The sequence below is a fragment of the Rhodoplanes tepidamans genome (assembly GCF_030813915.1).
In the GTDB taxonomy this organism is placed as follows: Bacteria; Pseudomonadota; Alphaproteobacteria; order Rhizobiales; family Xanthobacteraceae; genus Rhodoplanes; species Rhodoplanes tepidamans.
On the sequence record NZ_JAUSUJ010000035.1, the window covers coordinates 25,299 to 48,823 of the forward strand.

Annotated in this window: 21 protein-coding genes and 1 pseudogene; 12 read left to right on the forward strand and 10 right to left on the reverse strand. The window is 70.8% G+C overall.

The window, feature by feature from the left end; all coding sequences use genetic code 11:
- The first annotated feature begins 14 nt into the window (after nt 1–14).
- Entirely contained in the window at nt 15–1,037 is a 1,023-nt protein-coding gene (locus J2S22_RS28355) for an alcohol dehydrogenase catalytic domain-containing protein (RefSeq protein WP_272779736.1), read from the forward strand.
- Nucleotides 1,038–1,193: 156 nt separating this feature from the next.
- Here the strand turns inward: J2S22_RS28355 and J2S22_RS28360 are convergent, their stop codons facing one another.
- From J2S22_RS28360 to J2S22_RS28375, 4 genes are all read right to left on the reverse strand, one after another.
- Complete coding sequence (locus J2S22_RS28360; RefSeq protein WP_272779735.1) at nt 1,194–1,610, reverse strand: DUF6481 family protein; 417 nt, start codon at nt 1,608–1,610, stop codon at nt 1,194–1,196.
- A gap of 167 nt (nt 1,611–1,777) precedes the next feature.
- Nucleotides 1,778–2,551, reverse strand: coding sequence for a CPBP family intramembrane glutamic endopeptidase (locus J2S22_RS28365; protein ID WP_272779734.1), 774 nt, complete (start codon nt 2,549–2,551; stop codon nt 1,778–1,780).
- A 121-nt stretch (nt 2,552–2,672) separates the two neighbouring features.
- Complete coding sequence (locus tag J2S22_RS28370) at nt 2,673–3,668, reverse strand: Bug family tripartite tricarboxylate transporter substrate binding protein (protein ID WP_272779733.1); 996 nt, start codon at nt 3,666–3,668, stop codon at nt 2,673–2,675.
- A gap of 92 nt (nt 3,669–3,760) precedes the next feature.
- Nucleotides 3,761–4,411, reverse strand: a complete 651-nt coding sequence (locus J2S22_RS28375) for a polysaccharide deacetylase family protein (protein WP_272779732.1) — start codon at nt 4,409–4,411, stop codon at nt 3,761–3,763.
- Nucleotides 4,412–4,542: 131 nt separating this feature from the next.
- Here J2S22_RS28375 and J2S22_RS28380 point away from each other — a divergent pair, with 131 nt between their 5' ends.
- From J2S22_RS28380 to J2S22_RS28400, 5 genes are all read left to right on the forward strand, one after another.
- Nucleotides 4,543–5,469, forward strand: coding sequence for a LysR substrate-binding domain-containing protein (locus J2S22_RS28380; protein ID WP_272779731.1), 927 nt, complete (start codon nt 4,543–4,545; stop codon nt 5,467–5,469).
- Between the two features lie 108 nt (nt 5,470–5,577).
- Nucleotides 5,578–6,417: a VOC family protein gene (locus tag J2S22_RS28385; RefSeq protein WP_272779730.1), complete on the forward strand. Its 840-nt coding sequence runs from the start codon at nt 5,578–5,580 to the stop codon at nt 6,415–6,417.
- 207 nt (nt 6,418–6,624) lie between these two features.
- Nucleotides 6,625–7,482 carry a fumarylacetoacetate hydrolase family protein gene (locus J2S22_RS28390; RefSeq protein WP_272779729.1) on the forward strand — a complete coding sequence of 286 codons (858 nt, stop codon included), beginning with the start codon at nt 6,625–6,627 and terminating at the stop codon, nt 7,480–7,482.
- A gap of 1 nt (nt 7,483) precedes the next feature.
- The gene (locus tag J2S22_RS28395) at nt 7,484–8,257 is read left to right on the forward strand and encodes an IclR family transcriptional regulator (RefSeq protein WP_272779728.1); all 774 of its coding nucleotides are present in this window, start codon (nt 7,484–7,486) and stop codon (nt 8,255–8,257) included.
- Nucleotides 8,254–9,861 (forward strand): bifunctional 3-(3-hydroxy-phenyl)propionate/3-hydroxycinnamic acid hydroxylase, encoded by a 1,608-nt coding sequence (locus J2S22_RS28400; RefSeq protein WP_272779727.1) that lies wholly within the window; start codon nt 8,254–8,256, stop codon nt 9,859–9,861. Before J2S22_RS28395 ends, J2S22_RS28400 begins: the two co-directional genes overlap by 4 nt.
- A 216-nt stretch (nt 9,862–10,077) precedes the next feature.
- Here the strand turns inward: J2S22_RS28400 and J2S22_RS28405 are convergent.
- A pseudogene (locus J2S22_RS28405) lies at nt 10,078–10,503 on the reverse strand (MarR family winged helix-turn-helix transcriptional regulator); the annotation flags it as partial.
- Between the two features lie 120 nt (nt 10,504–10,623).
- Here J2S22_RS28405 and J2S22_RS28410 point away from each other — a divergent pair.
- From J2S22_RS28410 to J2S22_RS28430, 5 genes are all read left to right on the forward strand, one after another.
- The gene (locus J2S22_RS28410) at nt 10,624–11,430 is read left to right on the forward strand and encodes an ABC transporter ATP-binding protein (protein ID WP_272779726.1); all 807 of its coding nucleotides are present in this window, start codon (nt 10,624–10,626) and stop codon (nt 11,428–11,430) included.
- The gene (locus tag J2S22_RS28415) at nt 11,427–12,287 is read left to right on the forward strand and encodes an ABC transporter permease (RefSeq protein WP_272779725.1); all 861 of its coding nucleotides are present in this window, start codon (nt 11,427–11,429) and stop codon (nt 12,285–12,287) included. Before J2S22_RS28410 ends, J2S22_RS28415 begins: the two co-directional genes overlap by 4 nt.
- 2 nt (nt 12,288–12,289) lie before the next feature.
- Nucleotides 12,290–13,741: an amidohydrolase family protein gene (locus J2S22_RS28420; protein ID WP_272779724.1), complete on the forward strand. Its 1,452-nt coding sequence runs from the start codon at nt 12,290–12,292 to the stop codon at nt 13,739–13,741.
- A 36-nt stretch (nt 13,742–13,777) separates the two neighbouring features.
- On the forward strand, nt 13,778–14,830 hold the full coding sequence (locus tag J2S22_RS28425) for an ABC transporter substrate-binding protein (RefSeq protein ID WP_272779723.1): 1,053 nt from the start codon (nt 13,778–13,780) through the stop codon (nt 14,828–14,830).
- A 232-nt stretch (nt 14,831–15,062) separates the two neighbouring features.
- Complete coding sequence (locus J2S22_RS28430) at nt 15,063–16,271, forward strand: M24 family metallopeptidase (RefSeq protein WP_272779722.1); 1,209 nt, start codon at nt 15,063–15,065, stop codon at nt 16,269–16,271.
- Between the two features lie 25 nt (nt 16,272–16,296).
- Here the strand turns inward: J2S22_RS28430 and J2S22_RS28435 are convergent, their stop codons facing one another.
- From J2S22_RS28435 to J2S22_RS28455, 5 genes are all read right to left on the reverse strand, one after another.
- Complete coding sequence (locus tag J2S22_RS28435) at nt 16,297–16,809, reverse strand: gluconokinase (protein ID WP_272779721.1); 513 nt, start codon at nt 16,807–16,809, stop codon at nt 16,297–16,299.
- Between the two features lie 12 nt (nt 16,810–16,821).
- The gene (locus J2S22_RS28440; RefSeq protein ID WP_272779720.1) at nt 16,822–18,180 is read right to left on the reverse strand and encodes a GntP family permease; all 1,359 of its coding nucleotides are present in this window, start codon (nt 18,178–18,180) and stop codon (nt 16,822–16,824) included.
- Between the two features lie 214 nt (nt 18,181–18,394).
- Nucleotides 18,395–19,345 (reverse strand): caspase family protein, encoded by a 951-nt coding sequence (locus tag J2S22_RS28445; protein WP_272780707.1) that lies wholly within the window; start codon nt 19,343–19,345, stop codon nt 18,395–18,397.
- A 338-nt stretch (nt 19,346–19,683) separates the two neighbouring features.
- The gene (locus J2S22_RS28450) at nt 19,684–20,643 is read right to left on the reverse strand and encodes a D-2-hydroxyacid dehydrogenase family protein (protein ID WP_272780708.1); all 960 of its coding nucleotides are present in this window, start codon (nt 20,641–20,643) and stop codon (nt 19,684–19,686) included.
- A 148-nt stretch (nt 20,644–20,791) separates the two neighbouring features.
- On the reverse strand, nt 20,792–21,010 hold the full coding sequence (locus J2S22_RS28455) for a hypothetical protein (protein WP_272780709.1): 219 nt from the start codon (nt 21,008–21,010) through the stop codon (nt 20,792–20,794).
- 472 nt (nt 21,011–21,482) lie between these two features.
- Here J2S22_RS28455 and ettA point away from each other — a divergent pair, with 472 nt between their 5' ends.
- Entirely contained in the window at nt 21,483–23,135 is a 1,653-nt protein-coding gene (gene ettA, locus J2S22_RS28460) for an energy-dependent translational throttle protein EttA (protein WP_272780710.1), read from the forward strand.
- The last annotated feature ends 390 nt before the right edge of the window (nt 23,136–23,525 follow it).

Below are 23,525 nucleotides of genomic sequence, written 5' to 3' on the forward strand. Positions count from 1 at the left end.
GTCCGATCAAAGCCATGGTCCTCGAGGCCGCCGGATCGGCCTTCGTCATGACCGAGCGGCCGGACCCGGTGCCGGGCCCGGGCGAGGCGGTGGCCCGGGTGCTCGCCTGCGGCGCCGGCCTCACCATCCAGCACGTCAAGGCGGGGCGGAAGGCGGTGCGCTTCCCGCGGGTCATCGGGCATGAGATCACGGGCGAGATCGTCGCCGTCGGCCGCGACGTCGCCGGGCTGTCGGTCGGCGATGCCGTGACGGCCTACTACTACCTGAACTGCGGCCGCTGCGCGTGGTGCCGCGACGAGCTTGAGCCGCTGTGCCCGCACGGCGGTGGCAATGTCGGGGTCGACTGCGACGGCGGCTATGCCGAGTACGTCCGGCTGCCGGCCCACATCTTCGTCCGGCTGCCGCCCGGGCTCGACCACCGCGCCCGGCCGGCCGAGATCGCCGTCGTCACCGACGCCGTCGCGACGCCGTACAAGGTGCTCAGGCGGGCGCGCGTGAAGTCGGGCGAGACGGTCGCGGTGTTCGGGGCCGGCGGCGGGCTCGGCATCCACCAGCTCATGATGGCGCGGCGGGCCGGCGCCCGGGTCGTCGCCGTCGAGATCGCCGCCGACAAGGCCGAGGCGTGCCGCCGGGCCGGGGCCGACGAGATCGTGAATCCGCGCGACGGCGACGTCGCCGAGGTGCTGCGCGAGCTGACGAAAGGGCAGGGCGTGGACGTGGCGATCGACTATGTCTCGGCGACTGCGACCCTGGAGGCCGGTGTGCGGGCGCTCGGCCCGCGTGGACGCCTCGTCACGCTCGGCGGGGCCGGCCAGCCGTTCGGCGTGTCGTCGCTCGCGCTGCTCGCCGGCGAGCAGGAGATTCTCGGCAGCCGCTACGTCACGCGGCGCGACATCCACGCGTGCCTCGACCTCGTCGCCCGCGGCGAGATCCGGCCGCTGGTCAGCGTGGTCCGGCCGCTCGACGAGGCCGAGACCGTCCACGACCTGGTCGAGCGCGGCGCCGTGACGGGGCGCGCCGCGCTGCTGGTCGGCTGACTACTCCATCTCGCGACGACGTCACGGTCTCGCGAGACCGATGTCGGACGGCCGAAGACCGGCGCCGAGGGCGAGCCGGTGGCGGCGGGACGGGGATTCGGCGGTGGGCGGTCGGGAGCCGGCGAGGGGATCGGGCCGGCGGGCGCCGGCCGTGGCTCAGTAGCCGCGACGGCGCTCCTTCTTGGCGGCCTTGCGGGCGGCGTAGCGGGCATCGCGGGCGGCCTTCTGCTCCGCCTTGAGGGCGGCTTCGGCGGCGGCCCGTTCCTCCGCCTCGCGCGCCTCGCGCTCGGCCCGCTCGGCGGCCTCGCGGGCGGCGATGGCCTCGGCCTCGCGGCGGGCCTTCTCGGCCGCCTCGGCTTCGATGCGGGCCTTCTCGGCGGCCTCGGCTTCGCGCTTGGCGCGAATCGCGTCGCGCTCCGCCTTGCGGGCGAGGCGTTCCGCCTCCAGGGCGGCGCGTCGTTCTTCCAGGGCAGGATCCGTCACCGCGGTCTTGAACTTCTCCAGCAGCGCCTTCCTGGCGGCGTTGGCATTGCTCTGGCGGTCCTGCAGCTCGTTGTCGCGGAAGCGGGCCATTCGGTCTCCGGTGTCGTGCGGAACGGCCGGAGCGGGCCCGGGGCCCGTGGTCCGACCATCCCGCGGTCTGGTTGAGAGCCGCTGATATAGGCCGGTCCGGCCGCGGCTTCAACGCCTGCCGTATGCCACCGGCGCGACGCCGGAGTGCGCCCGGGACCGTGGCGGGCTCAGGCCAGGGCCGTCACCACGGTCGGAAAGGCGGCCAGGGACGCATTGGCGAGCCCGTGCGCCACCATCGGAACGAGGGTCGAGCCGCTCGCCAGCCGGAACGCCCCCAGCACGCCGCCCATCACGAGATAGTGTACGACCGAAAGCAGGTCGATGCCGCCGCCCCGCATCCAGTAGCCCCAGTGGAACGCCGCGAACACCACCGAGGTCAGCACCAGGGCCGCGGCGACGCCGTGCCGGTTGGCGATGCCCCGCCACAGGAATCCGCGGAAGAGGCTCTCCTCGACGATCGGCGCCAGGAGCACGGTCGACGACCAGGCGAGCACGACGGCGACCGGCCCGGCGCCCGGCGCGGTCCGGCCGGGACGGCCGGCATGCACGGCGGCGGTGTCGGCCAGCAGCGTGATGGCGACCAGGGCGCCGTAGAGCGTCAGCACGAAGCCCGCGGCCAGCACGAGGTCGCCCGGCCGCGGCCGCCGCCAGCCCAGGTAGTCGCGCAGCGGCACGTCGGTCAGCCGGACCGCCAGCACCACCACCAGGAGGATGCTGCCCCACGCGGCCAGCGAGTCGAGGGCCTGCGGCAGCCCGCCGCCACCGGCCCGGGCCGGCAGCCCCATCGCCGCGGCCGCGTCGCGCAGCGGCGGCTCGGCCGCGAAGGCGAGCACCACCCAGGCGAGCGACAGCACCGCACCCCAGGGGCCGCGGAGAACGGGAACCGGCCGAACCGAGGCGGCCGCGGCGGCGTCACCGCGACGATGGACGAGAGGTGGCATCGCGCGGCTCCGGGCGTGCGTCGATGCCACGTCAACCCGGATGCGGCGCTGCGGTTCGAGGCCGGCCGGCGGTGCGATGCCGCGGCGGCCGGCCCGCCGCCGCGGGCTTACGGAGCGCCCGTCATTCGACCCGGGCGCCCGAGGCGACGACCAGATCGGTCCACTTCTTCACCTCGTCCCGGCAGAACTTGTCCAAGGCGGCGGCGTCGAGGGGCAGCATCTCGACGCCCTGGGCGCGCAGCTGACCGGAGACCTCGGCGCCGGTGAGCACCCGGGCGGTGGTGTCGCGCAGACGGGCGAGCACCGGCTCCGGCGTACCGGCCGGCGCATAGAGGACGAACCACGCCACCAGGTCGAAGCTCGGGAATCCCTGCTCGACCATGGTGGGCACGTCGGGCGCCGCGGCACTGCGGCGCGCGCTCGACACGGCGATCGCCTTGAGGGCGCCGGAGCGCACGTGCGGCATCACGGCGGCCGGGTGATAGAACATGAACTGCACCTGGCCGGCCATCAGATCGGTGAGGCCGGTGCCGCCCTCCTTGTAGGGCACGTGCACCATCTTGGCGCCGGACGCGCTCTTCAGGAACTCGCCGGCCAGATGGCCGGACGTGCCGGTGCCGGCGGACGCGAAGGCGACGCCGTCGGACCGCGACTTCGCATGGGCGACCAGCTCGGCGACGTTGGCGACCGGCAGCGCCTTCGGTACCACGAGGAGCGTCGGCGTGTAGCCGACCAGCGCGATCGGCACGAAGTCCTTCAGCGGGTCGTAGGGCAGGCGCGGGAACAGGCCGGCATTGATGGCGTGGGTGCCGACCGTGCCCATCGTCAGCGTGTAGCCGTCCGGGGTGGAGCGGGCGACCGCGGCGGTGGCGATCGAGCCGCCGGAGCCGGGCCGGTTCTCGACCACGATGGTCTGGCCGAGCTCGGCCGAGAGCGCGTTGCCGATCAGCCGGGCGATGATGTCCGTGGACGTGCCGGGACCGAACCCGACGACCATCCGGACGATCCGGGAGGGATAGGTCTCGGCCGAGGCGGCGGCCGGAGCGGCGGCGACGGCGATCCCGGCGAGCAGGCCGGCGAGACCGCGGACAAGCGTGGATCGCGAGACGGTGACCAAGATCGTTCCTCCGTGTGGTTCTGTTTGGGGCGTTCGTCTTCGTGTGCTTCGGCGAGTCGTCCGGCCGCGGGGCGGTGGCTCGGTCCGGCCGATCAGGCCTCCGCCAGATGGGTCGCCGAGAGGCTCACCGGCCGGCCGGCCCGCAGGAGCACCACGTCGTCGGGAAACTCCTGCGTCCAGGTCACGCCGAGATCGTCGAGGCGGGCGATCAGCTCGGCGAGGCGGGGCAGGCAGCCGGTGGCGATGTCGTGCAGCACCATCACGGTCCAGTCCCGCGCCGCGACGTCGGCGACGGCGCGATCGACCCAGCCCTCGGGGTCGCGCCAGTCGCCCGGCACGCTCGACCACAGGACGCAGGTGTAGCGCTGGCGCGCCAGCAGGTCGGCCGCCGCGCGGCTGAGCAGGTGCGGGCCGATCTTCCCCGAGTTCCCGTAGGGCCGGAACAGCCTGTCCGGGTGGGCCAGCGGGCCGATCAGCGCCTGCGTCGCCTCGATCTCGCGCGCCGCATAGGCCGCATCCGGATCGTCGCCGAAGGCGACCGAGTGCGTGAAGGTGTGGTTCCCGATCCAGTGACCGGCGGCGTGCGCGGCCTCGGCCAGCGCCGCGGCGTCGGGATCGAGCAGCTTGCGGCCGATCACGAAGAAGGTCGTCGCGATGCCGCGCCGGGCGAGCAGGTCGAGCACGCCGGAGGTGACCCCGGCGGTCGGGCCGTTGTCGAACGTGACGGTAACGCGTCGTGTCACAAGCCGATTCCATTGAAAGCGCCGGCGCCGGACGGCGGGGCGGGGCCGACCATAGGGGGGCCCGTTTCAGTGACAAAGGTGATTGTTTGCATTACATCCATAGACGTTGTCTATCAAAGGGGCTTCGCTCCATGGAACTCCGGCATCTGCGCTACTTCACGGCGCTCGGCGAGCAGCTCAGCTTCACCCGCGCGGCGACCCTGGTGCACGTCACCCAGCCGACCCTGTCGCACCAGATCCGACAGCTCGAGGACGAGCTCGGCGTGCGCCTGTTCGACCGCACCGGCAAGCGCGTCGCGCTGACCGAGCAGGGCGAACTGCTGCTGCCGAGCATCACCCGGGCCCTGAACGACATTGACGGGGCGATCCGCGCGCTGCGCACCGGCACCGAGGCGCTCGCCGGCACGCTCGCGGTCGGCGCCGTCCACAGCGTGCACATGCGGATGATGCCGGCCTGTGCCGCGACGTTCCTGGCGCGGCATCCCGATGTCCGCCTCGTGATCGAGGATCTCGCCGCACCGGTGATCGAGGCGCGGGTGGGCGACGGCACGCTCGACGTCGGGATCGCCTATGCGCCGGCCGCCGACGACGCCCTGGTGTTCGAGCCGCTCTACGAGGAGGAGCTGGTGCTCGCCGTCACGGCGGCGCATCCGCTCGCCACGCGGCGCCGCGTGCGGATGAGCGCGCTGCACCGGACGCCCCTGATCCTGCTGACCCGCAACTTCGCCACCCGCCGCATGCTCGACGGCTGGTTCGCGGCGGCCGGAATCGCGCCGAACGTGATCGTCGAGATGAACACCATCGGCTCGATGCTGGAGATGGCCCGGCGCTCCGACATCGCGGCGATCGTGCCGCATCGTGCGGTGGCGGCCGACGCCGATCTGGTCCCGGTGGCGATCGAGGCGCCGACGCCGCGCCGGGTGCCGGGGCTGCTGTGGCCGCGCAGCCGCGCACGCTCCGCCGGGGCCCGGTCGTTCGCCGCGATCCTCCGCAGAGCGGTGCGCCGGGAGGTCGACCGGGACCGTGCGCGGCGACCACGAGCCGCCGGCGGCGGCTGACCGGACCGTCAACGCGATCTCTCTCCAAGTCCTCGATTGCCAAGAATTGATATAGCGGCTATTTGTCGTAAATATAATTATCAAAAAACGATAATCAGGGAGGATGTCATGCTGACGGCGATCCAGGCCGGCGCCTATCTGCACCACCTGCATCTGAAGAGCCCGGATCCCGAGCGGCTCGCCGCCTTCTACGCCGACGCGATGGACATGGCGCCGCTGCCGCGGGACGGGTCTGCCGGCGACCTCGTCCTCGCCGGGCCGGGCCGCCGCCTCGTCGTGACCGACGGGCCGGCCAAGACGCTCGGCCATGCCGGATTCGCGGTGCGCGACGCTGCCGGCCTCGACGGCCTGCGCGCATATGCGCGGGCGCAGGGGCTCGACCCGGCGCCGTTCCCGACCCCGCTGCTCGAGGACGGGGCGTTCGCGGTGACCGACCCGAACGGCAACGCGATCGCGTTCGGGCTGGCCGCCCCGGAGCCGCCGCGCAGCGGCTTGTGCGGCCCGGTCCAGCACCTCACCCTCGCCACCCGCAGCGTCCAGGCGATCGAGGAGTTCTACGCGGGCCGGCTCGGCTTCGCGGTGTCGGACCGGGTGGTCGACGCGACCGGCAGGGTCACCACCTCGTTCATGCGCGCCAATCACGAGCACCACACCATCGCCTGCTTCCTGCAGGACCGCGCCGGCATCGACCACCACTCCTACGAGGCCGGCGAATGGGACATGATCCGCGACTGGGCCGACCGCTTCGCCGCCCGCGGCATCACCCTGATGTGGGGACCCGGCCGCCACGGGCCGGGTAACAACCTGTTCGTCTTCATCGAGGACCCGGACGGCAACTGGATCGAGGTCTCGGCCGAGCTCGAGGTCATCCACGATCGCCCGGTGAAGGAATGGCCGCACGCCGAGCGCACCCTCAATCTGTGGGGCCGCGCCATCATGCGGGCGTGAGGGGGGGCGCGAGCGTGTGGACGTCCGATGACCATGTGCCAAGCTCTCCGGCGTCGTCATGACCGCGCTTGTCGCGGGCATCCACGCCTCCGCTGAGTGTCGCGATCGAGATCGTGGACGGCCGGACGGACCCGTCCGTGACGAGCGGATGGTGGATGTCCGGCCTGGCGGACCAAACGGCATCACTCGCCGAACGAAGGACGTATCATGAAATTCGTGTCGTTCACGGCGCAGGGGCGCCGCAGCTTCGGGATCGCCGTGACGGGCGGCGTGCACGATCTCGGCGCGCGTCTCGGCAGCGTCTTGCCTGATCTGAGAACCTTCCTGCAGGCGAAGGCGCTCGGCGCGACCTTCGACCTCTCCGCCGCGACCACGGTCGACTACGCGCCCGGCGAGTTCGGCCACGAGCCGGTGATCCCGAACCCGGACAAGGTCCTCTGTGTCGGGCACAATTACGAGGAGCATCGGCGCGAGACCGAGCGTGATCCGACCGCGCACCCTTCCGTCTTCATCCGCTTCGCCGACACGCTGGTCGGCCACGAGGCGCCGATCGTGCGGCCGGCGGTCTCGCACGTGCTCGACTACGAGGGCGAGCTCGCCATCGTGATCGGCCGGCCCGGCTGGCGCGTGCCGCAGGAGGCCGCCATGGCGCTCGTCGCCGGTTTCACGGTTTGCAACGAGGCCTCGGTGCGCGACTTCCAGCGCCACACCATCCAGTTCACACCGGGCAAGAACTTTCCGGGGACCTGCGCGCTCGGCCCCGCGCTGGTGACGGCGGACGAGATCGACGGGCTCGACCATCGTGCCATCACGACGACGCTCAACGGCGAGGTGGTGCAGAACGCCACCCTCGGGGACATGATCTTCGGCATTCCCGAGATCATCGCCTACGTCACCACCTTCACGCGGCTCGCGCCGGGTGACGTGATCGCCACCGGCACGCCGGGCGGTGTCGGCTTCAAGCGCAATCCGCAGCTCCTGATGAAGCCCGGCGACGTCTGCGAGGTGGCGGTCGAGGACATCGGACGCCTGCGCAACCCGATCGCCGACGAGCCGGGAGGCTGAGATGGCGGCGGGCCTGTCGCGGTTCGTACGGATCCTTCGCCTGTTCGGCGAGGCCAAGGCGACCTGGACGGTTCCCGAGATGGCGGCGGCGCTCGGCCAGCCGGCCAGCAGCGTCTACCGGGCGGTGCGCGAGCTCGTCGCCGAGGCCTTTCTCGAGCCGGCGACCGAGGCGCACTACCGGCTCGGCGCCGCCTTCGTCGAGTTCGACCGGCTGGTCCGCCGCACCGATCCGCTGACCCGGATCGGCGAGCCGCGGCTCGCCGACATCGCCGCGCAGGCGGGCGTGCCCTGCGCCGTGCTGCTGGCGCGGCTCTACGGCGACACCGTGATGTGCGTCGCCGACACCCGGGCCGGCGATCTGCCGGCGACGCCGAGCTACGAGCGCGGCCGGCCGATGCCGCTCACCCGCGGCGCCACCTCGAAGACCATCCTGGCGCAGCTGCCCGCGCGACGGCTGGTCCGCCTGATCGACACCATCGACGGAGCCGCCGCGGCGCCCGAGCAGATAGCGGCGCTGCGTGAGATCCTCGCCGGGGTGCGCCGCCGCGGCCACTGCGTCAGCCGCGGCGATATCGACGACGGGCTCGCCGGCCTGGCCGTGCCGATCGCACTGCCGCAGCTCGGCATCGCGGCGAGCCTCAGCCTGGTGGTCGAGGCCGCCCGGCTCGACCCGGCGCTGGAGCACCGGCTGGTGCTGCTGCTCGTCGCCTCGGCCGGCTGGCTCGTCGCCCGGCTCGGCGCAGGTGACGACGCACCGACCGCGGCCGCATCGTGACGCTCGCCTGCGACGTCGCCATCGTCGGCGCCGGCCCCACCGGGCTGACGCTCGCCAATCTGCTCGGCCGCGCCGGCGTCTCGGTGGTGCTGGTCGAGCGAAACGAAGGGACCGTGCAGGAGCCCCGCGCCGTCTCGATCGACGACGAGTCGCTGCGCACCCTGCAGGCCGCCGGCCTGGTCGACGCGGTGCTGCACGACGTCGCCCTCGACTACGGCTCGCGCTATTTCGGGCCGGACGGCCGGCGTTTTCTCGCCGTCGAGCCGACCGCTCGCGACTACGGCTTTCCCCGGCGCAACGCCTTCGAGCAGCCGCGGCTCGAGGCCACGCTGCGCACGGGCCTGTCCCGTTTCCCCAATGTCACGCCGCTGTTCCGCCATGCCTGCGAGTCGGCCGTGGAGGACGCCTCCGGCGTCACCCTGACGCTGCGCGATCCGGCCGGCGGCCCGGTGGAGCTGCGGGCCCGCTTCGTCGCCGCCTGCGACGGCGGACGCAGCCAGTTCCGGAAGATCGTCGGTGCCACCATGACGGGCTCGACCTACCGGCAGCGCTGGCTGATCGTCGACCTCGCCGCGACCGCCGAGCGGCTGCGCCAGACGCGCGTGGTCTGCGATCCGGCGCGCCCGCTGATCACTTTGCCGGGGCCGGGTGGCATCCGCCGCTACGAGTTCATGCTGCGCGACGACGAGGACGACGCGACGGCGACGGATCCGTCCTTCGTGAGGACCCTGCTCGCCGCGCACGGACCTGATGCCGATGCGCCGGTGGTCCGCCGGCAGGTCTACGTGTTCCACGCCCGCATCGCCGACAGCTGGAACACGGCCCGCCTGTTTCTCGCCGGCGACGCCGCGCATCTGTCGCCGCCCTTCGCCGGGCAGGGCATGAACAGCGGCCTGCGCGACGCCCACAATCTCGCCTGGAAGCTCGCCGCCGTCGTGAAGGGCGAGCTCGGCGCCGATCTGCTCGCGACCTACCAAGTCGAGCGCGCGCCGCACGCCTGGGCCCTCATCAAGCTCGCCGTGACCATGGGGCGGGTGATGATGCCGACCTCGGCCGTGCAGGGCACGCTGGTGCGCGCCGGGTTCCGGCTCGCCGGCCTGGTGCCGCCCGTGCAGGCCTGGTTCGCCGAGATGAGATACAAGCCGAAGCCGTTCTACCGCGAAGGCCTCGTCGCGCCCGAGGACGACGGGCTCGGCCTCGCCGGCCGCATGCTGCCGCAGCCCGAGATCGAGCGGCCGGACCGCAGCCGCGTCCGGCTCGACGATCTGCTGGGCGACGGCTTCGCCCTGGTCGCGACCGGGGCGGAGGCGCAGGCGCATCTCGCCCGCCTCGACGGCGATCTCGGCCTGACACGCCTGCGCCGGCTCGCCGTGCTGCCGCCCGACTGCAATCCCTATCGCGGTCTCCCGGACGTGCCGGTCGGCCGCGACGTCGCCGGCCTGCTGACCGGCCGGCTGCGTGGCCGCGACGCGCTGCTAGTGGTGCGGCCGGACCGCTACGTCGCGGCGGCCTGCACCGTCGGCCCGGGGCCGGGCGCCGCGGCCGACGCGGCGCGACGCCTGGCCCTCCGCCTCGCCGCGCTGCCCGGCTGCGGCAGCCGCTGACCGACGTCCCCCGCTCTTGGCGGGTGCCCCCCTGGCCGGCTTCGCCGTCTGCTCGACGGCGGCCAGCAGCTTCGCCAGCAGCGTCGCGAGCTGCTTGCGCTCGGCGCCCGACAGCACTCCCAGGAGACCGTCGACCCCCGTGATGTGATCGGCGATCGCCCGGTCGGCCAGCCGCTTGCCGGCCGGCGTGAGGCGAATGATGAAGCCGCGCCGGTCGCGCGGGTCGGGGTGCCGCTCGACCAGCCCGAGCGCCTCCACCTTGTCGATGCGGTTGGTGATGGCGCCCGAGGTGAGCAGCGACTCGGCGAGCAGATCGGTCGGGCGCAACGCGTAGGGCTTGCCGGAGCGGCGCAGCGTCACGATCAGGCTGAACGCCTCCCAGCCGAGTTCGAGCGGCGAGAGCCACGTGTCGGTGTGTCGCAGGAAGTGCGCGGCGAGCCGCATGACGCGGCCCTGCACGCCGATCGGCGTCGGATCGAGGTCGGGCCGCTCGCGCCGCCATTCGGCGAGCAGCTGGGCGACGGAATCGGTCTCTTCGGTGGTCATGTCGGGTATCGGTGACGTCGTCGTGTGCGGATGAACGAAACGGGCCTGTGCATCCGCGAACGCCGGAAGCCGACGATTGCGGCAGTGCGCACGCATAATGGGCTTGACGGAGCGGCCGGGCAAATGAAAAGCTCAACGTTAAGATAATTAATATCGAGCTTCCGATCCCCTCCGGAGGCTTCCCCCGATCGGCGCAACTCCGGCGAGCCCCCGCGCATGGACATCATCGTCGAGAACCTGGTCCAGGTCTGGGACGACGGCGGCGACGGCGTACGCGCCCTCGACGGCATCAGTCACCATTTCCGCTCCGGCACGCTCACCTGCCTGCTCGGTCCGAGCGGCTGCGGCAAGAGCACGCTCGCCCAGATCGTCGGCGGCATCGAGACCGCGACCTCGGGCGCCATCCGCATCGTCGATCCGAGCAACCCCGCCGTGCCGCCGGCGAAGCCGGGCCGGTGCTCGGTGATGATGTGGCAGTCGCTCAACCTGTTCCCGTGGCGCAACGTGATCGACAACGTCGCCTTCGGGCTGGAGATGGCCGGGGTTCCGCGCGAGGCGCGCTACGCCCGTGCCCGCGAGCTGATCGGCATGGTGGGCCTGCGGAACTTCGAGGAGAAGGCCTGCAGCCAGCTTTCCGGCGGCATGCGCCAGCGCGTCGCGCTGGCCCGCGCCCTCATCATGGACCGGCCGATCCTGCTGATGGACGAGCCCTTCGCGGCGCTCGACGCGCAGACCAAGATCGTGATGCAGGAGGAGCTCACCCGCATCTTCGAGCGGATGCGCAAGACCATCCTGTTCGTCACCCACGCCATCGACGAGGCCATCCTGCTCGGCGACGAGGTGGTGGTGATGACGGCGCGCCCGGGCCGCATCAAGGAGGTCATCGCCATCGACCTGCCGCGGCCGCGCACCCAGGAGATGGTCGGCACGAAGGCCTTCGGCGAGCTCTACGACCGCATCCTGCATCTCATCCGCGAGGAGGTCCTGAACGCCATGCGCCAGCAGGACGAGGCCGTCCTATGATCCCGAGCGGACGGGCCATGATCGGCCGCGGCTGGAACGGCCGCGCCGCGAGCGGACGGGCGAGGAGCGGTCGCCCGGCGAAGAGGCGTCGCGATCCCCTGTGGATGCGGCTGCTGCCGGCCCTCTCGGTCGTGCTGTTCGTCGCCGCCTGGGAGGCGGCGGTGAGATACGGCGACGTGCCGCCGATCATCCTTCCCGCCCCGTCCAGCATCGCGCGCTATCTGCTCGCGATGATCGCCGACGGGTCGCTGCCGTGGAATCTCGCCGTCACCTTCATGCGCATCATGGCCGGGTTCTTGGTCGCCGGCGTGCTCGGCGTGCTGGTCGGCGTGCTGATGGGCATGTCGAAGGTGGTCGCGCGTGTCCTCGACCCGTGGATCGCGGCGCTCTACCCGCTGCCGAAGATCTCGCTCATTCCGCTCCTGATCATCTGGCTCGGCACCGGTGAGGCCTACATCCTCACCATCAGCGCCATCACGGCGTTCTTCCCCGTGGTGATCAGCACCTATGCGGGCATCCGCCAGACCAGCCAGGAGCTCGTCAAGGCGGCCCGCGACCTCGGCGCCAACACTCGGCAGATCCAGATGAACGTGGTGATTCCCGCCGCGATCCCCAGCATCTTCGCCGGTCTGCATCTCGGCATGGGCGTCACCATCATCCTGGTGGTCGCCGCCGAGATGATCGGCGGCTCGAACCAGAGCGGGGTGGGCTGGCTGCTGATCCGCTACGGCCAGGTGATGGAGACCGAGAAGGTCTTCGCGGCGCTGGTGGCCCTCGCGGTGTTCGGCGGCATCATCATCAAGGCCCAGCAGGCCGTCGACCGCTGGGTCGCGCCCTGGGCCGTGGGCAGGAGCTGACCATGGCGCGCATCCTGATCGAGAACGGCCTCGTCGTCACGGTCGACGGCGACCGCAGCGTCTTCCCCGGCGGCGCCGTGCTGGTCGAGGACGGCCGCGTCGCCGCGGTGGGCGAAAGCCTCGATCCGGCGACGACGCGAGACGTCGACGAGGTGATCGACGCCACCGGCTGCCTGGTCATGCCGGGCCTGATCAACCTGCATCAGCACCATTGGTACGTGCTGTTCAAGGGGCTCGCCGACGGGATGCTGCTGGAGGACTGGATCACCGATCTGGTCTTCCCGCTGGTGTCGCGGCTGGACGACGAGGCGATGCGGGTGGCGAGCTGGCAGTGCGGCCTCGAGATGCTGGCCACCGGAACGACCTGCTCTCTGAATCACTCGGTCACCGTGACGACGCCGGAGACCGTGAAGGCGATCGTCGAACCGCAGGCCGCGCTCGGCATCCGCCAGATCTTCGCCAAGGAGCTGCGCTGCCGCAATGCGCGCTTCGCGACGCATCCGCTGTCGCTCGACGAGTCGCTCGCCGCACTCGCCGAGGAGGTGCGGCGCTGGGACGGCGCCCATGGCGGTCTCGTGCGCATGGGCATGGTGATCGAGGCGAACGCCCACTGGACCGCCTCCGGCATGAGCACCGAGGACCTGATCACCCGCGGCTATAAGCTCGCGCGTGACCTCGGCGTGCGGATCTCCAGCCACATCGCCGGCGGCACCTTCTCTCTGGAGAAGGGGTTCCTCAAGCACCTGCGCGAGACCGGCCGCACCGACGTGCGCTACCTGATGCAGCTCGGCGTCCTCGACGAGCGGTGGATCCTCGCCCACTGCATCCACTGTACCGAGCTCGACCTCGAACAGATGGCCCGGGTCGGCGCCAGCCTCGTCTACACCCCGACCAGCGAGTCGATCCGCGGCGGCGGCATCGGGCCGATCGCAAACGCGGCGAAGCTCGGCATCGTCACGGCGCTCGGCACCGACGGGCCGATGGTCGACTACACCGACGACATGCTGGAGCAGATCAAGGCCTGCGTGCTGTTCCAGCACCAGCGCCACCTCGACCCGACCCGCATCTCGGTCGAGCAGGCGATCGAGATGGCGACCATCGACGCCGCCCGTGCCGCCGGGCTCGACGCCGAGATCGGCTCGCTCGAGGTCGGGAAGCGCGCCGACATCGCCGTGTTCGACATGCGCCGGCCCCATGTCGGGCCGCTGCTGCGGCCGCTCTCCGCCTTCGTGTGCGCCGGCAAGGGCTCGGACGCCAAGGTGGTGCTGGTCGACGGCGAAATCGTCTACCGCGACGGCGTCTTTCCGCAGTGCCCGGATCCACGCGAGATCCTGCGCGAGGCCGAGGCGATCGGGCGGAGCATCGTCGCGAGCGCCGGCCTCTCGCACCGGCTCGCCTCGTCCTGGCCGGTCCGGCCGGCATCGGTCCCGGCGTCCCGGCGGGCGCGGGCGTAACCATCGTTCGGCAGCGATCCATCAGAGGAGACGGTCATGAAGGCGTCAGGCAGGTTGTTGGCGGTCGTCGGCGCAGTGCTGTCACTCGCGGGGGCGCCGGCCACGGGGCGCGCGGCGGACGTGCTGCGCATCGGCGAGGGGCCGTTCATCACGGGCGGCGGATTCCTGGTCGCCGAGCAGAAGGGCTACTTCAAGAGGGTCGGGATCGACGTCGAGAAGCGCATGTTCATCGACGGCCAGCAGGCCGTCCCGGCGCTGATCGCGGGCGAGCTCGATCTCACCTTCATGACGGCCAATGCCAGCCTGTTCAACTCGATCGCCCGCGGCGCGCCGCTCGTCGTCGTGCTCGACCGTGGCAACAACAAGGCGGGGCGCGGCTACACGGTCATCAACGTCAGCAAGGAGATGGCCGACGCCGGCGTGAAGACGCTCGGCGATCTCGGCAGGCTCAAGGGCAAGAAGATCGGCGTCAGCGGCACCGGCAGCATCAACCAGTACGTCTTCTCGCTGGCGCTGCAGAAGGCCGGGCTCGATCCGCGCAAGGACGTGACCTGGGTCACCAACGTGCCGCAGCCCGACCTGATGAAGATGCTCGGCCAGAACCAGATCGACGCCACCGATCTCGCCTACCAGTTCGGCTTCTTCGCCGAGAAGAACGGCTGGGGCCCGATGATCGCCACCGGCGACAAGATCGATCCGGACGGCCCGATCGGCGTGTTCGCCACCCGCCAGTCGCTGGTGCGGGAGAAGCGCGACGTGCTGGTGCGCTTCGCCATGGCCTATCTGCAGGGGGCGAAGGAGTTCAACGCCGCCGCGGCGGCGCCCGACCAGCATCCCGAGATCGTCGACATCCTGGCCCGCACCACGGCGCTCCAGAAGCCCGAGACCGTCAAGGCGATCGCTCCCAACTGGTCCTACGTCAACGAGGACGGGCTACCGAACGTCACCTCGATCATGAAGATGCAGGATTACTGGGCCGACTATTACGACTTCGTCGAGAAGAAGGTTTCGGCCGAGCGGCTGTTCGACCTCACCATCGCCAAGGAGGCGCTGGCGCGGCTCGAGAGAGAGAAGCCGTTCGCGAAGTGACGCCGCGAGACGAGCGGCATCTGCGGGTCCGACCCGGGGATGCCGGCCGGGCGAATCGAAGCCTCTCCACGGTCGTGCTCCGCGAAGGCGGAGCACCCAGCAGGCCGCAGCACCTCGCTCGATCGCCAGCGTCGGTGGGTACCGGGGCGTCCGCCGGCGCGGGCGACGACGGCGGAGAGGTCGGCGGACGGTCCGGCGGAGATTGAACGGAACGGAGCCGAGATTGCGAGCCATGCCGGCGTTGTCGAACTTCGAGTCGGAGCTGCGGTCGCGCTACGGCGACCTTCTCGGCCCGAGCTATCCGAGCTTCTCCGCCGCCGAGATGCAGCGGCGCGAGGCGCTGGTCGGGGACATGATGGCGGCACAGGGGCTCGACGCCCTGATCGTCGCCGAGGCGATGCGGGCCGGCACCGCGACCGGCTGGCTCACCGGCTGGCCGGTGACGGCCGAGGCCGTCACCGTGGTGGTGCCGGGCGCGCCGCGGCGGATGTTCGTCCAGCACTACAACCACCTGCCGCTCGCCCGCCGGCTCGCCTGGAACACCGAGGTCCTGTGGGGGGAGGGGAGCGCCATCGGCCGGGCCGCCGAGGCGGTCGCCGCCGCGACCTCGGACCTCGCCATCAAGGGACGCGCCTCCGTCGGGGTGATCGGCCGGATGCCGGCTGCCGAGGCGGAACGGCTGGCCGGCCGCTTCCGGGTGGTCGACATGAACCGCGCCTATGCGCAGCTGCGGATGATCAAGTCGGAGGAGGAGGTGCGCTGGCTGTCGCTCGCCGCCGGCCTCACCGATCTCGCCGTGCTGGCCTTCGCCGAGCGGGCGCGGCCCGGGCGCAGCGAGCGCGAGCTGATCGCGCAGGTGCAGGAGAGCTATCTGGCGCTCGGCGGCACCAATTTCATCCACTACGTCCACTCGACCCCCATGGACGCACCGGACGTCGCGGTGCCGCGCCAGTTCCCGTCGGCCCGCGTGCTGCAGACGGGCGACGTGCTGAGCTGCGAGCTGTCGGTCGACTTCTGGGGCTATACCGGGCAGATCCTGCGCACCTTCTTTCTCGGGACCGAGCCCGACGCGCTCTATCGCGAGCTGCACGCGGTCGCCGACCAGGTGCTCGACGCGGTGCTGGCGCGGGTGAAGCCCGGCACCCGTGCGCGCGAGCTGGTCGAGGCGTCGCGTGGCATCGAGGATGCCGGCTTCACCGTCATCGACGACCTCGTGCACGGCTACGGCGGCGGCTATCTGCCGCCGGTGCTGGGTACGGCGAGCCGGCCGTCCGCGGGCATCCCCGACCTGACGCTGCAGGCCGGCATGGCGCTCGTCGTCCAGCCCAACGTGACGACGCGTGACGGGACGGCCGGCGTGCAGACCGGCAACCTCGTGCTGGTCACCGAGACGGGTTGGCGCAGCCTGCAGCAATACCCGCGCGGCTGGCGGGTGCTGTGAGCGCGGCGGGCCGGGATCCGTCGGATCACGTCCCCGCCTGCGAGGCCTGCGGCGACGGTCGGCCGAGCGCTGCGACGATGGCGTCCACGATCTCGTCCGGCGTGCGGTCGATATCCACCACGATCGCGTCGCGCGGCTCCTCCAGCGTCGCGAACTGGCTGTCGAGCAGGGCCGGGTTCATGTAGTGCCCGGTGCGGGCGGCGAGCCGCGGCGCGATCACGTCGGCCGATCCCCGCAGATACACGAAGGTGACGTCGCCGGCCGGCGACAGCACCTCGCGATAGGCCTGCTTGAGGGCCGAGCAGGCGAGCACGTGGTCGACGCCCTGCTGCTCCCAGCCCTCGATGGCGGCGCGCAGCGCCGCGAGCCAGGGCCGCCGGTCGTCGTCGTTCAGCGCGATGCCGGCGTGCATCTTCTCGACGTTCTCGGGCGGGTGGAAGCTGTCGGCATCGGAGAAGCCGCAGCCGAGCCGCGCGGCGAGCAGCATGCCCACCGTCGTCTTGCCGGATCCCGAGACGCCCATCAGCACGACGATCATGGTCCGCTCCGCTCAGACGGCCAGCGACAGCAGCAGCGTGAAGCAGAAGGCCGACACCGCGAGGATCGTCTCCAGCGCCGTCCATGTCTTCAGCGTCTGCTCGACCGTCATGTTGAAGTACTCCTTGATCAGCCAGAAGCCGGAATCGTTGACGTGCGACAGGATGATCGATCCGGCGCCGGTGGCCAGCACCAGGAGCTCCGGCCGCACCGCGCCCGGCGTCGCCGCGGCGATCGGCGCGACGATGCCGGCCGCCGTGGTCAGCGCCACGGTCGCCGAGCCGGTGGCGACGCGGATCACCGAGGCGACCACGAAGGCGAGCACCAGCAGCGGCACCTGGAGCTGGATCGCCATGTCGGCGATCGCCTTGCCGACGCCGGAGTCGAGCAGCACCCGGTTGAAGCCGCCGCCGGCACCGATCACCAGCAGGATGGTCGCGGTCGGCGCGAGGCAGTCGGTGGTGAATTTCAGGAGCTGGTTCCGGTCGAAGCCGCGCCGCACGCCGAACGTCCAGAACGCCACCAGCAGGGCGACGAGCAGCGAGATCACCGGATTGCCGATGAAGTTGAGGGTGTTGCGGGCCGGCGTTCCGGCCGCCAGCGTCAGATCCGCGAGGCTCGATCCGACCATCAGGAAGACCGGCAGCATGATGGTGAAGACCGACACGCCGAAGCCCGGGAGGTCGGCGCGCGGCTCGCCGACGAGCTGGTCGGCGAGCGGGTTGTGCGCCGGCAGCGTGATGCGCCGCGAGATCCACTGGCCGTAGATCGGCCCGGCGAGCGCCGCGGCCGGCAGGCCGACGATGATGGAATAGACGATGGTGAGGCCGACGTCGGCCTGGAAGGTGCCGACCGCCAGCATCGCGGCGGGATGCGGCGGCACCAGGCCGTGGACGATCGACAGGCCGGCGACCAGCGGTACCCCGACCAGGATCAGCGACGTGCCGGTCCGCCTGGCGATGGCGAAGACCAGCGGTACCAGCAGCACGAAGCCGACCTGGAAGAACACCGGCATGCCGACGATGAAGGCGACGAACATGATCGCCCAGTGCACCCGCCGCTCTCCGAACAGGCCGATCAGCGTGCGGGCGATCCGCTCGGCGCCGCCGGACTCGGCGAGCAGCTTGCCCAGCATGGTGCCGAGCGCCACCACCACGGCGATGAAGCCGAGCACGCCGCCGACGCCGTTCTGGAACGAGGTCACGATGGTCGGCAGCGGCATGCCGGCGGCGACGCCCATGGCGAGCGAGACGACGATCAGGGCGATGAACGGATTGAGCTTGAACCGTGCGATCAGCACGATCAGGGCGACGATCGCCAGGGCGGCGTAGAGCAGGAGCAGCTCGCCGGTGGCCGTGCCGGGCGCGGGCATGGTCGTCTCCTTCTGGGCCGGCGGTCCGGACGACGTCGCCGACGTGCTGCCGGTCGGCCGGGCGGGCGTGTTCCGATGTCCGGATCATGCGCGTCCCGGCATCCGGCGCAAGCGCCCCGGACACCGGACCGGAAAAGCGGAACGGCGCGGCCTCGGGAGGCCGCGCCGTTCCGGTATCGCAATGGGTGAAGGAGCGGCGCTCGCGCGCTCGGCCTCAGCGGGCGCTGTGGCGGGTCGGGGCCGGCTCGTCGGCGCGGCCGTCGGCCGTCGCGAACGACACGTCGTCGGTGACGGCCGAGAACACCGCGGGCACCTGGGCGCCGCCGGTGGCCCGCGCCACGGTCTGGCGGGTGCGGTTGAACGCCTCCTCGGCGGTCTGGCCGGGCGCCCGCATCTGGGCGATCAGCTCGCGGGCGAAGACGCTCTGGCCGTCGGCCTCCTGGTCGGCGATCTTGCCGGGCGCGACCGCGTAGAGCACCAGCGTGCCCTCCGGGCCGGCGATCGGCGCGAGCCCGGTGGAGAAGCCGCGCAGCCGCCGCTCGAACGGGTTCCGCCGGGCGGCGTCGAGAATGACGAGCTTGCTCCTGGCGCCGCGGGCGTTCATGGCGGCGACCACCGGTTCGAGGCCGATGCCGTCGCGGCGCACGTCCTCGGCGCGCCAGATCTGGGCGCTCACCGGGACCAGGAAGCTCTCGCGGCCGATCTGCACGCCATGGCCGCTGAAATAGAGGAGGGCGGTGGCGCCCGGCGTGATCCTGCCGGTGAAGCGCTCGACCGCGCACTCCATCGCCTGCTTGCTCAGGTTCTCGCCGAGCTCGACGTCGAAGCCCTTCTCGCGCAGTTCGTCGGCCACGGCCCGTGCATCGGCGATCGGCGCGGTCAGCGGCGCGTCGCCGTCCGGATAGGCGCCGTTGCCGATCACCAAGGCGAGCCGGGGTCCGGCGGCGGCGACCGGGCCGGTCGCGTCGGCCTGCTGGGCCGCCGGCTGTGCTGGCCTGGGCTCGCGGCGTGCCTCCGCGGCAGCATTGCCGCCGCTCGGCGCCATGGCGACCTGGGTGCCGGTTTCGAGCTGCTGCCCGACCGCGGTCCGGATGACCTCCGCCGAGACCAGCGTCAGGCTCACGAAGGCGAGCGCCGCCGCCCCGGCGAATTTCACTGTCCGCATGATCCCTCCTGCTGGAACGCAGCGCGACATACAGACAAACGAGGCGCGAGGCAAGCTTTATTGAATTTTGACGAGAATCAGGCGCCGCCATGGCGCCGTCGGAGCGAAGCTCTGGTCGAGTATCGCGAAGTGGAAATACATTATTCTGGGTTAAAATACGTCGGTAAAGATCGAAACTTCAGAGTTGTGGCGGTGAACTGCGTTCCGTTACAATCCCGTACGCCAAAACATCGCAGCGCCGGCATCGTCCACTCGCGAAAAATTGAACATCGCCGGCCCGAAGGGCGGTCGGGCCGGCGAATGACTGCGCTGCAGCATGATTGGTATCGCGTTGTGGCTCACCCGCCGATCACACGCACCGGTGTCCCGTCCAGGAAGGCCCGGATGTCCTCGACCATGTCGCGGAAATAGATCGCGTAGTTCTGCTTCGTCACGTAGCCGAGATGGGGCGTGGTCACGACACTGTCGAGCGTGCGGAACGGGTGGTCCACGGGCAGCGGCTCGATGTCGTAGACGTCGAGCCCGGCGCCGCCGAGCTTGCCGGCCGTCAGGGCCGCCAGCAGCGCCGCCTCGTCGACGATCGGGCCGCGCGAGGTGTTGATCAGCAGGGCGTCGGGCTTCATCAGGCCGATCTCCCGGGCGCCGACCAGGCCGCGCGACCGGTCCGAGAGCTGGACGTGGATGGTGAGGATGTCGGAGCGGGCGAACAGCTCGTCCTTGCTCACCAGGGTGGCGCCGGCGGCGGCCGCCTTCTCGGCCGTCATGTTGGGGCTCCAGGCGATCACCGGCATGCGGAACGCGCTTGCGATGCCGGCCACCCGGGTGCCGAGCTTGCCGAGGCCGAGGATGCCGAGCGTCTTGCCCTCGATGTCGTCGCCGACCGTGGCCTGCAGGGGGGCGCCGGCCTTCATGCGGGCGTTCTCGAAGCCGATCCGGCGGGTCAGCTCGAGGATCAGCCCGAACACGATCCCGATGGTCGGATTGCCGTAGGCGCCGGTGCCGCAGACGACCACGCCGCGATCGCGGGCGGCGGCGAGGTCGATCGCCCGGTTGGCGGCGCCCGTGGTGATCAGGAGCTTCAGGTTCGGCAGCGCCTCGATCATGGCGCGCGGGAACGGGGTCCGTTCCCGCATCATGCAGACGATCGGGAACGGCTGCAGGGCCGCCCGGGCGGCCTCCGGCGAGGCGAAGGCGGTGTCGAAGACGGTGACGTCGACGTCCTCGGCGATGGACGACCAGTCGGCGCTGGTCAGGGCGACATTCTGGTAATCGTCGAGGACGGCGCAGCGGACGCCCATGGGCCGGAACTCCCTTGCCATGCGTGATACCGCCGGGAGCTAGCCCGGGGCGGCGAGACGACACAAGGGATTTCGCGAAGATGCCGGCGTGCCCGGCGGAGCGGCGGTGCCGTGCAGCCGGCGCCGCCGCGGCAGGCCCGGAGGGTACTCAGACGCGGACGCGGATGCGGGCGGGCCGCCCGCGCATGCTGCGGTCGGGCCGCACCACGATATGCGTGATGGTGTTCTTCTCCCGCCACTTGGGGCCGGGGCCGCGCATGTAGTGGCGCTCGGGGCGATAGGGGCGGAACAAGTCGGTCAGAATCGAGCGGCACGCGGCCAAGAGCGACTTGCCGAGCGGGGTCTCTGCGGAACTGGAGGCGTTCATGGCACCCTCCATGGCTGGGCGATCCTGATCCGGCCTTCTGCCGTCGCCGATCCTGAGGACCGCTCTACGGCCTTTTGTCGGTCAAACTCGTTAAAATTCGGTTCATTTTCGCGGCCTGTCGCAACTTTGTCGGGCACCGTTACCGCGATGTTACAGTCGGTCGTTGTGGCCGGCGGCAGCCGGCCCGCGGGCGGGTCGGCGCCGGTGACGGTCCGCTGGCGCGTGCTCGGACGGGTCCGGGCGGTTTCAACAGGTCATGCCGGTTCGTCGCGTCGGAGCGGGATGCGGTTTGTGAGGCGGATCACCCTGGGCGGGACGGACCCCGGCTACCGGCGCGGACCCGGCGGCCGTGTTTCGCTCGGCGAGCGCTCGCACCGGCTTCCGGCGCGCCCAGCCCCAGCTTGCCCTTCGGCGCGGCGGTCGCTACATCAGCCGGCGAATCCCGACAACCGGACGAGGACGAGGCGCGGCAATGGCCCGGCAGTTCATCTACCACATGCAGGGTCTGTCCAAGACCTATCCGGGCAACCGCAAGGTGCTCGACAACGTCCACCTCTCCTTCTACCCGGACGCCAAGATCGGCGTGCTCGGCGTCAACGGCGCCGGAAAGTCGACGCTGCTGCGCATCATGGCCGGCATCGACAAGGAGTACACGGGCGAGGGCTGGGTGGCCGAGGGCGCCCGGGTCGGCTACCTGCCGCAGGAGCCGCAGCTCGAGCAGGACCTGACGGTGCGCGAGAACGTCATGCTCGGCGTCGCCGCCAAGAAGGCGATCCTCGACCGCTACAACGAGCTGATGATGAACTACTCCGACGAGACCGCGGAGGAGGCGTCGCAACTCCAGGACAAGATCGACCATCAGAACCTGTGGGATCTCGACTCGCAGGTCGAGCAGGCCATGGATGCGCTCGGCTGCCCGCCGGACGACTGGGCGGTCGACAAGCTGTCCGGCGGCGAGCGCCGTCGCGTCGCGCTGTGCCGGCTGCTGCTGGAGCAGCCCGAGCTCCTGCTGCTCGACGAGCCGACCAACCATCTCGACGCCGAGACCGTGAACTGGCTCGAAGGGCACCTGCGCACCTATCCGGGCGCCATCCTGATCGTCACCCACGACCGCTACTTTCTCGACAACGTCACGGGCTGGATCCTGGAGCTCGATCGCGGCCGCGGCATCCCGTACGAGGGCAACTACTCGTCCTGGCTCAAGCAGAAGCAGAAGCGGCTCGAGCAGGAGGGCCGCGAGGAGGAGAGCCGGCAGAAGACGCTGGCCCGCGAGCAGGAGTGGATCGCGTCCTCGCCGAAGGCCCGCCAAGCCAAGTCGAAGGCGCGTTATCAGCGCTACGAGGAGCTGCTGCAGAAGGCCAGCGAAAAGGCGCCGAGCACGGCCCAGATCGTCATTCCGGTGGCCGAGCGGCTCGGCCAGAACGTCATCGACTTCGAGGGCCTCACCAAGGCGTTCGGCGACAAGCTCCTGATCGACGACCTGACCTTCAAGCTGCCGCCGGGCGGCATCGTCGGCGTGATCGGCCCGAACGGCGCCGGCAAGACGACGCTGTTCCGCATGATCACCGGGCAGGAGAAGCCCGACAAGGGAACGATCGTCGTCGGCGAGTCGGTCCAGCTCGGCTATGTCGACCAGTCCCGCGACAGCCTCGATCCGAAGAAGACCGTCTGGGAGGAGCTCTCGGACGGCCTCGACATCCTGATGCTCGGCAAGCGCGAGGTGAACAGCCGCGCCTATTGCGGCGCCTTCAACTTCAAGGGCGCCGACCAGCAGAAGAAGGTCGGCAACCTCTCGGGCGGCGAGCGCAACCGCGTGCATCTCGCCAAGATGCTCAAGTCCGGAGCCAACGTGCTGCTGCTCGACGAGCCGACCAACGACCTCGACGTCGACACGCTGCGGGCGCTCGAGGAGGCGCTGGAGGACTTCGCCGGCTGCGCCGTGATCATCAGCCACGACCGCTGGTTCCTGGACCGCATCGCCACCCACATCCTCGCCTTCGAGGGCGACAGCCACGTCGAGTGGTTCGAGGGCAACTTCCAGGACTACGAGAAGGACAAGATGCGCCGGCTGGGCACCGACTCGATCGTGCCGCACCGGCTCAAGTACAAGAAGTTTTCGCGGTGAGGTTCTGAACCCCGCGCCCCTTTCCGACAGCGTGATGCCCGGCCTCGCGCCGGGCATCCACTCCTCGCGGCAGCGCGACAGAGGCAGGGGAAGCGGGACCGAAGGTGGAACTGGTTCTTTCGAGCTCCACCGCTATCGACGCAAGCGACAAGGAGTTTTCGACTCCGGATAAATTTCAGCTTTGCTTGCGGTATCGTGCGTGTGGTGCATTGCGACGACGGATAGGGCTATCAAAACCGGGTCGTCCCCCAAGAAGAGTGACCCGGCCTTCGCCGGGGATCACCCTGGTCACGGCGGGCTCCGACCGTCGAAGGCCCGAGGCTAGCGCCCCGCCGGAAAAGGTCAAACGGCCGTGGCACGGGGACTCGCGTTCGGTTCGTGTTCATGTTA

Excerpts from the sequence above, each read along its gene's own strand:
- J2S22_RS28435 (WP_272779721.1), bottom strand. The coding sequence starts at position 16,809 with ATGATCGTCGTGCTGATGGGCGTCTCGGGATCCGGCAAGACGACGGTG.
- J2S22_RS28440 (WP_272779720.1), bottom strand. The coding sequence starts at position 18,180 with ATGCCCGCGCCCGGCACGGCCACCGGCGAGCTGCTCCTGCTCTACGCC.
- J2S22_RS28380 (WP_272779731.1), top strand. The coding sequence starts at position 4,543 with ATGGAACTCCGGCATCTGCGCTACTTCACGGCGCTCGGCGAGCAGCTC.
- J2S22_RS28360 (WP_272779735.1), bottom strand. The coding sequence starts at position 1,610 with ATGGCCCGCTTCCGCGACAACGAGCTGCAGGACCGCCAGAGCAATGCC.
- J2S22_RS28385 (WP_272779730.1), top strand. The coding sequence starts at position 5,578 with ATGCTGACGGCGATCCAGGCCGGCGCCTATCTGCACCACCTGCATCTG.
- J2S22_RS28410 (WP_272779726.1), top strand. The coding sequence starts at position 10,624 with ATGGACATCATCGTCGAGAACCTGGTCCAGGTCTGGGACGACGGCGGC.
- J2S22_RS28420 (WP_272779724.1), top strand. The coding sequence starts at position 12,290 with ATGGCGCGCATCCTGATCGAGAACGGCCTCGTCGTCACGGTCGACGGC.
- J2S22_RS28455 (WP_272780709.1), bottom strand. The coding sequence starts at position 21,010 with ATGAACGCCTCCAGTTCCGCAGAGACCCCGCTCGGCAAGTCGCTCTTG.
- J2S22_RS28415 (WP_272779725.1), top strand. The coding sequence starts at position 11,427 with ATGATCCCGAGCGGACGGGCCATGATCGGCCGCGGCTGGAACGGCCGC.
- ettA (WP_272780710.1), top strand. The coding sequence starts at position 21,483 with ATGGCCCGGCAGTTCATCTACCACATGCAGGGTCTGTCCAAGACCTAT.
- J2S22_RS28425 (WP_272779723.1), top strand. The coding sequence starts at position 13,778 with ATGAAGGCGTCAGGCAGGTTGTTGGCGGTCGTCGGCGCAGTGCTGTCA.
- J2S22_RS28445 (WP_272780707.1), bottom strand. The coding sequence starts at position 19,345 with ATGCGGACAGTGAAATTCGCCGGGGCGGCGGCGCTCGCCTTCGTGAGC.
- J2S22_RS28355 (WP_272779736.1), top strand. The coding sequence starts at position 15 with ATGGTCCTCGAGGCCGCCGGATCGGCCTTCGTCATGACCGAGCGGCCG.
- J2S22_RS28450 (WP_272780708.1), bottom strand. The coding sequence starts at position 20,643 with ATGGGCGTCCGCTGCGCCGTCCTCGACGATTACCAGAATGTCGCCCTG.
- J2S22_RS28390 (WP_272779729.1), top strand. The coding sequence starts at position 6,625 with ATGAAATTCGTGTCGTTCACGGCGCAGGGGCGCCGCAGCTTCGGGATC.
- J2S22_RS28395 (WP_272779728.1), top strand. The coding sequence starts at position 7,484 with ATGGCGGCGGGCCTGTCGCGGTTCGTACGGATCCTTCGCCTGTTCGGC.
- J2S22_RS28365 (WP_272779734.1), bottom strand. The coding sequence starts at position 2,551 with ATGCCACCTCTCGTCCATCGTCGCGGTGACGCCGCCGCGGCCGCCTCG.
- J2S22_RS28430 (WP_272779722.1), top strand. The coding sequence starts at position 15,063 with ATGCCGGCGTTGTCGAACTTCGAGTCGGAGCTGCGGTCGCGCTACGGC.